Below are 7,139 nucleotides of genomic sequence, written 5' to 3'. Positions count from 1 at the left end.
AATAATTTTTTTCACATCTAACTATTGACATTTATTAGCTGGACTTTCCTGCAGTGTGTAATTTTAGGTATTTGAGAAAATGTTATAATTCTTGCTCAAATATATTTGTATGATTAACATAACATATGGTTAGTTTTGCAGTTTCTACATTTGCGATTGTAGCATTAAAAAGCAGGTTAGTCAATTTGAAGATTTAGGAGTTTACATCAGGAAACACGCTCCCTGGGGGAATGAAGACACACAGTCAATTATAAAAACACTAAAGGAGAAAAATGTGCATGTAACTTTCTTTATGACCGGTGGCTGGGTCGATACTTATCCTGATGATGTAAAGGCACTCTATAAGGCAGGTCACGAACTTGGAAACCACAGTCAAAACCACAAACAAATGTCAACAATTTCTGCGGCTGAATGTGAAGATGAAATAATAAAAGTACATAATAAAGTAAAAAAGCTCACCGGATATGACATGAAAGTTTTCAGACCACCATATGGTGATTATAATGATGTGCTTATTGAAAGTGCAGAAAAATGTGGTTATCATGCGATACAGTGGGATGTTGATAGCTTAGACTGGAAAAATTATGGTGTTGATTCAATCCTTACAACCGTACTAAATCACAAACACTTAGGAAAAGGTTCAATAATACTCTGCCACAATGGAGCAAAATATACGGCTAAGGCACTTCCAAAACTTATTGATAGTTTAAAAGAGAAAGGATTTGAGTTTGTAAAAATGTCCGAACTTATCTATACTAAAAATTATGAAATGGACACGGAGGGACGCCAGCACAGTTTAAATAATACTGCTGCTCCGAAACAGACAGCTTTTGAACAAAGCTAGTGTGCTGACCTATTCATATTTAGCTGAATAACTTGCCTGAATTTTCATCTGCTGCGTTGTCATCAATTGCCGTAGCCAGCTACGGCTCATTCTTCCGCCTTGCAGAATGAAAAATTCATTCTGTGTCATTTAACTAAATAGCAACATGCCAGTACACTAGAAAATACCCTTGCACATAATAGAAGTATGTGCTATCATATGAAAGTAAATTAAAGAAAATTCTTCAGGGCGGGGTGTGATTCCCCACTGGCGGTATAGTCCGCGAATCGATTATCAATATCGACCGAATCGGTGAAACTCCGATACCAACAGTATAGTCTGGATGAGAGAAGATTTTGGCTTGTTTTGTTATATTATGATTTGAAATGTCATGCCCTGGGATTATCGTATTTCAGGGCTTTTTGATTTTAAAATCAGTATAGTGCAATAGCAGGCACCTCAAAGAATTTTCTGCATAAAGATCAGATAATAATATGGTAAAGTTATTATTTATTTGATCGTATTAAAGAAAGGAAGAGGAAACATGGCATCAGCAGGAAAGACATTACAATTTACAAAAGGTTCAAAGAAAACAGGAAACAGAGGAAATATTAAAAAAATGACGCTTACGGCTATGCTTGCTGCTATTGCAGTCATTCTTATGTATATGGAGATACCGGTACCGTTTATGCCGGGATTTATAAAACTTGATATATCAGATCTCCCGGCATTATTTGGAAGTTTTATATATGGTCCGCTTTGCGGAGTGTTTATATGTCTTGTAAAAAATGTACTTCATTCATTTGCAACTAATACGATGTTTGTCGGTGAGATTTCAAATTTTATATTAGGCTGTGCATTTGTGATACCGGCAGGTCTTATCTATAAAAAGAAAAGTGACAAAAAAGGAGCAGTGATAGCTTCGGTTACAGGAACGGTAGCTATGTCGCTTTTAAGCATTGTGTCAAACTATTTCTTCGTATATCCCATTTATTATAATTTTATGCCAAAGGATGTGATACTGAAAGCATATCAGGCAATTTTTCCGGGAGTGCACAGCATTTTACAGGCACTTGTAGTATTCAATGTTCCATTTACTATGTTAAAGGGATTAATAAGTGTTGTTATTGCGTGGCTGTTATATCTGCCACTGGCACCTATGATGCGTATTGAAGATTAAAAACTGCATTATTTAGAAAAATTATTTTTGCAATACCGATTTTCAAAGATTAGAGTATAGGTCTAATGTTAGAAAATCGGTATTTTTAATGTTATATGAAAATGCTTGTAAAATAGTGTGACACCAGGAGCAAAACGCTGGTTGTGCTCTTTCTTAGATTATTTTTGGAAATAGCAGAGATTTACGCAGCATAAAAAATACCCCAAAAGGCTCATTTGATTTTTAAAGGTCTAAGTTGTATACTGTAAAAAAATATGAAAAATAAAATGAGGATTGGTAAGTTATGGATTTATTAACAGGAATAGTATTGATGGTGGCTTTTTTTGTTGCAGCTATTGTTCTTATTTATTTGGCGGTAAGGTCTAAGAGAGAACTTGAACGCAAGAGAGTAGATTGTACGGAAGCCGCATCAGGAACAGTTGAAAAAGTAAGAAGGATAAGTGTAAGTGGTGAAAGTTGTAATTATTATCCGACTTTTGCTTTTTTTGACGGAAATCACATAGTGCAGGAGGAGTCTAAGATAGGTTATGCAAGAGACATCTGGAAAAAGGGTGATAAAGTTCAGATAAAATTCAATGCAAATGATCCGTCAGATTTTTTTATAGTGCATGAATCAATACCAACATGGGTGTGGCTTATATCAATAGGTATAGGATTTGCGGTCATAAGTGTATTTGGAGCCGTAATATGTTATTTTGCAGCAAAATATTAAACAAAGAAGCAATATTAATGAGAGAGAAAAAAAACGGTTAAGTTCATTCTTGGATTTATATTGATGGCGGTAGTTTTGACAGCGTGTGGAAGTACAAAGCAAAGCAGACGGGTTCATCGTTTATGCAAGATTTTTCACACTATGCAAAAAAGTGCATAGAAATGAGGGTTATTATGAAAGATGATAAAAAAATTGATGAAAGTCTTTTAGGAAATGAAAAAATCGAGGAGGCAATAAAGCTACTTCAGGGAGAGTGCACACAGGAAATGCTGGCACATACCCTTACAGTCATAAGAAAACAGATGAGAAAAGGCGGGCAGTTTATAATTGCGGTAGAGCCGTATATATCATCTGAAAAAATAAATATCGGTGTGGTACAGTCTCCAGACGGATTAAAGTGGTGGAGTGCGTTCACAAGCTTTGATGAAGAGCTTAAAGGCGGTAATGAAGTTAAATCTACATTTTTAACAGATATAGAACAGCTTTTTAAATCGGCAATTGAAGTTGGTGAAATATCAGGAATTATATTAAACCCATGGAATCGTACAATAATGCTTGATAAAAAACTTATCAGTATAATTCTTGGAAATGAAAACAGCTAAGTTTACCGCATATGTGTGGATGCAGATAGAAACTTAGCTTTGTAATAGTTGTTATTAAAATTATACACACTTTTTTATCTGTTGTCATCAAAGTCATATCAGCTTTATTAATTGAAAGTTTTTAACTGTCGTTATCAAAGTTATATATGATTTTTAAACTATTATTTTTATAAATGTATATACAGGATACCATCTGAGTGACGACTATTCTGTCAGGTATGGTTATCCTGTTTTTCTTTATGATTTCATATATTATATCCGGAAGTGACTTAGGATATATTTGTTTGTCTGTTTTGCGATTGCACGGTTGTGGAGTATTAGAGTCGACGGAATGAATTTTACAGGGAGCAGACAGTTTAGGATAAGCATTATGAGGAGTAAGATACTCTTGCAGCTTATAAATCTGCTCGTTACATCGGCTGACAAAAGTTTCAAATTCATCGTGCGTTATAAGGTTTTCGTTTAGATTTTCTAAAAATTGCATTTTTTTGTGATTGAGTTGTCTGAGCCTGTTTAAGATATAGTTATTGTTTTCGGAATTATCAGATGTTTTTATGGCATAAGCAGGTTCATTTTTTAATAATTGTTTAAAGTTTTCAGTGTTCTTTAATATATTGTTAAAATCATCTGATATTATATTTAAAATTGTTGATTCACTTATTTTGTGAGAACTACACTTATCAGTACCATATCTGTTGTAGCTCCCGCATACAAAAAATATTTTATCTTTATTTTTTATCTTGACCATGGCACGCCCGCAGTCACCGCATTTTAACAGACCAGCAAGGATATGTGTATGTGAAGAAGTTTTCATTTGTCTTACATTATTTGAAAGCATACTCTGAACAATATCAAATGTCTTTTTATCAATTATCGCTTCGTGTGTATCAGGTACTATTATCCATTTTTCGTGTGGAAGTGGTGAAGCTGACTTACTGCACATCATACGGAAAGATTTGTTCTGAACCATACAGCCAGTGTATATTTCGTTTTTTAAGATACTTCTTATGCTGCTGTATGTCCAGTAGGTAGTGGAAGTTAATCTGTTTGAATTTTTATAATTAAGTCCCTGCATTTTTTTATATTCGGAAGGGCAGGGGATATTGTCTGAATTAAGGATTTTAGCTATTGTATTTTGACCTTTTCCGGAAAGATACATGGAAAAGATTTTTTTTACGATATCGGCAGCAACAGGATCGATAATAAGTTTATTGTGGTCGGTTAGGGATTTTTTGTATCCATAACACGCAAATGCACCGATAAAATGTCCTGCCTTTTGTTTAGCTCTGAAGGTTGAACGGACTTTGCTGCTTATATCACGCGGATAAAAACCATTGAATAGATTTTTTATATCTATTATCATGTCATTTGATGTGTCAATATCAAAAAAATTTTTATCTATATTGTCATCAATGGCAATAAATCTTATTTTATGTGCTGGAAAGTAATCGTGTATAAAATAGCTTGTTTTAGGACTATTTCGTCCGAGTCTCGATAAGTCTTTAACAAGTATTCCTTTGATTAGACCATGTTCTATATCGTATAAAAGTTTTTTGAAACCGGGTCTGTCAAAAGTGGTTCCACTAAAACCATCATCGATATAAAACTTTTGAATTGGGTTATTATCGAGTTTTTTTATATATTCAGTAAGTTTTAGTTTTTGATTTGAGACGCTGAGACTTTCGGCTTTGTCGCCGTCCTCATGGCTGAGCCGTATATATAGTGCCCAGCAGCAGTTTGCATTATCTGGCATTGTGTTCACTCCTGTCTAATTGTTTTGATTTTGTGTAATTGTGAAAATAATGATATATTGTGGTGTGCTAATTGTTCAAATATAATAATTTAATAGCAGATTATAATAGTTTTGCAAATGCTTAAATAAGTACACGGTCAGTGGTTCATTTTTTAGGGATAAAATATGTATTTCTGCTACAGATTTCAGCATTGGGGATTTTGTCTAATGAAAGTTTACAATCTCTATAAGATTCAAGTTCGAAATGTATTATTTTTTTTAACAGGTTTTCTGATGAATAAAGTCCTTTGTATTCACGAATAACAATGAGCTTATCATTTTCAATTTTCATAAATCTGCTCCTTCATCAATATAATATTCCCCCATGCAGCATCAAATGAGAGTGCTATTTTGGGTTTGTCGGTATCTACACAGTAGATAGGAAGCTTCTTTTTTGAAATTGTCGATGACATGGCTTGTCTTGATGTGCTTTTTTGTGTGCCTGACATTACAAATGCTATGGCAATGCTGGCAATACATACTGTTGACAGAATATATATGCCTGTTTTAATAAAGCAATATAGTGAGGATGTGTTTTGAGTGTCAGATGAATTTTTTTCGATAAAAAACATTTTTAGATTCAAAACGGCCTCCTGAAGAATTGTTTTTTATATTTGTATGAATTTAATAAAATAATATGCGTTATTTGTTTACGGAACGCTTAAATGATGTTAAAATAGCATAAAAAGTAATATATAATTATTAAAATGAGGTAAGTATGGAAAATGTAAAGATTTTAGAACATCCTTTATTACAGCATAAAATTTCGAGATTAAGGGATGAAACAACGGGAACAAACGAATTTAGAGCGTTAGTGGAGGAAATAGCGATGCTTATGGGTTACGAAGCACTCAATGACCTTCCGACAGAGAATGTTGAAGTAAAGACACCGATAGAAACCTGTAAAACGCCAATGCTTTCAGGTAGAAAGCTTGCAGTAGTTCCTATATTACGTGCAGGACTTGGAATGGTCGGGGGTATAACAGCATTAGTGCCAACAGCAAAAATAGGTCATATAGGTCTGTGCAGAAATGAAGAAACACATCAGCCGGAAGAATATTATTGCAAACTTCCTGATACTATAGGAGAAAGACAGGTAGTAGTGGTGGACCCTATGCTTGCAACAGGCGGTTCGGCAATAGCAGCCATTAATTTCATAAAAAAACATGGTGGTAAAAACATAAAGTTTTTATGTATTATAGCAGCTCCGGAGGGAGTAAGAGTATTGCATAGGTCACATCCTGATGTGCAGATATATGTTGGACACCTTGACAGAGAGCTTAACGAAGATGCATATATATGTCCTGGACTAGGTGATGCAGGTGATAGGATTTTTGGCACCAGGTAACAGTTCAGCCATAAAAAGATAATCAGAAATACATGAGCAACTCATTGTATTGCTGATTATCTTTTTATTATATAATAGCCATTCATTTATGAAATGAGGTAAACGAAAGCTGCATTGCAGCGGCTGACAGCTTACGAATGTAAGAGATGGAAAACTGAATTGTTACGATATTTTTTTGCAAAGTGAAAAAGAAAAAGGTGATTGTAAAAAAATAAGAATAATCCTTGACATTGATATCTCAGTGTGATAGTATAGTTTTCGCTGTCGCACAAAGACGGCTGGAAAGTGAGAGCTTGTGCAATAGCGAAGATTTAGTATATAGCATATTTGGTTGGAACAATTCAAAAGAATTTAATTTTCATAATGAAAAAAAGTTCTTGACATGGTGCTGAATATGTGATAAGATTTTATCTGTTGTTGCGATTGAGAGATTGTGCAACGAAAAGTAATTTGGTTTCGTTTGAAAATGATGAAATTAAATGAAAAAAAGTTCTTGACAATATCCAAAAGATGTTGTAAAATACATATCGCTGTCGCAAAAAGCGATAAGAAACAAAATGTGAAAGCAAAGAGTTTCTTATTGGTGCGAAAGCAGGAAATCAAAAAGATTTCCAAGGTTTTATTTTTTGAAAGACTTCAAAAAATAAAATAAAAAAGTTCTTGACAAGCTAAAGCAAAAGTG

The 7,139-nt window shown here is 33.9% G+C and carries 8 protein-coding genes and 1 riboswitch; of the genes, 5 read left to right on the top strand and 3 right to left on the bottom strand.

Features of this window, described 5'->3' with window-relative positions; translation table 11 throughout:
* Positions 1-163 precede the first annotated feature (163 nt).
* The 4 genes from DWZ63_RS15310 to DWZ63_RS15295 all read left to right on the top strand — a co-directional run bounded on the left by DWZ63_RS15310 (position 164) and on the right by DWZ63_RS15295 (position 3,317).
* A complete protein-coding gene (locus DWZ63_RS15310) occupies positions 164-844 on the top strand; it encodes a polysaccharide deacetylase family protein (RefSeq protein ID WP_270466953.1) in 681 nt (226 codons plus the stop codon).
* 215 nt (positions 845-1,059) lie between these two features.
* Positions 1,060-1,182, top strand: a riboswitch (FMN riboswitch).
* A gap of 185 nt (positions 1,183-1,367) precedes the next feature.
* A complete protein-coding gene (locus DWZ63_RS15305) occupies positions 1,368-2,003 on the top strand; it encodes an ECF transporter S component (RefSeq protein ID WP_055946181.1) in 636 nt (211 codons plus the stop codon).
* Between the two features lie 283 nt (positions 2,004-2,286).
* Complete coding sequence (locus tag DWZ63_RS15300) at positions 2,287-2,715, top strand: DUF3592 domain-containing protein (protein WP_022014462.1); 429 nt, start codon at positions 2,287-2,289, stop codon at positions 2,713-2,715.
* 173 nt (positions 2,716-2,888) lie between these two features.
* Positions 2,889-3,317 carry an SseB family protein gene (locus DWZ63_RS15295; protein ID WP_055946184.1) on the top strand — a complete coding sequence of 143 codons (429 nt, stop codon included), beginning with the start codon at positions 2,889-2,891 and terminating at the stop codon, positions 3,315-3,317.
* 121 nt (positions 3,318-3,438) lie between these two features.
* On the opposite strand, the gene DWZ63_RS15290 is transcribed toward DWZ63_RS15295, so the two are convergent.
* From DWZ63_RS15290 to DWZ63_RS16270, 3 genes are all read right to left on the bottom strand, one after another.
* Positions 3,439-5,070 carry a recombinase family protein gene (locus tag DWZ63_RS15290; protein WP_055946187.1) on the bottom strand — a complete coding sequence of 544 codons (1,632 nt, stop codon included), beginning with the start codon at positions 5,068-5,070 and terminating at the stop codon, positions 3,439-3,441.
* 145 nt (positions 5,071-5,215) lie between these two features.
* Positions 5,216-5,401, bottom strand: coding sequence for a hypothetical protein (locus DWZ63_RS15285; RefSeq protein WP_055946189.1), 186 nt, complete (start codon positions 5,399-5,401; stop codon positions 5,216-5,218).
* A complete protein-coding gene (locus tag DWZ63_RS16270; RefSeq protein WP_312032839.1) occupies positions 5,391-5,693 on the bottom strand; it encodes a hypothetical protein in 303 nt (100 codons plus the stop codon). The genes DWZ63_RS15285 and DWZ63_RS16270 overlap by 11 nt, the downstream gene beginning before the upstream one ends.
* A 134-nt stretch (positions 5,694-5,827) precedes the next feature.
* On the opposite strand from DWZ63_RS16270, the gene upp reads away from it, so the two are divergent.
* On the top strand, positions 5,828-6,457 hold the full coding sequence (gene upp, locus DWZ63_RS15275; protein ID WP_055946196.1) for a uracil phosphoribosyltransferase: 630 nt from the start codon (positions 5,828-5,830) through the stop codon (positions 6,455-6,457).
* The last annotated feature ends 682 nt before the right edge of the window (positions 6,458-7,139 follow it).

This window comes from Clostridium sp. AF34-13, assembly GCF_003477845.1.
In the GTDB taxonomy this organism is placed as follows: Bacteria; Bacillota; Clostridia; order Lachnospirales; family Lachnospiraceae; genus Butyribacter; species Butyribacter intestini.
This window is presented reverse-complemented; position numbering and strand designations above follow the sequence as displayed.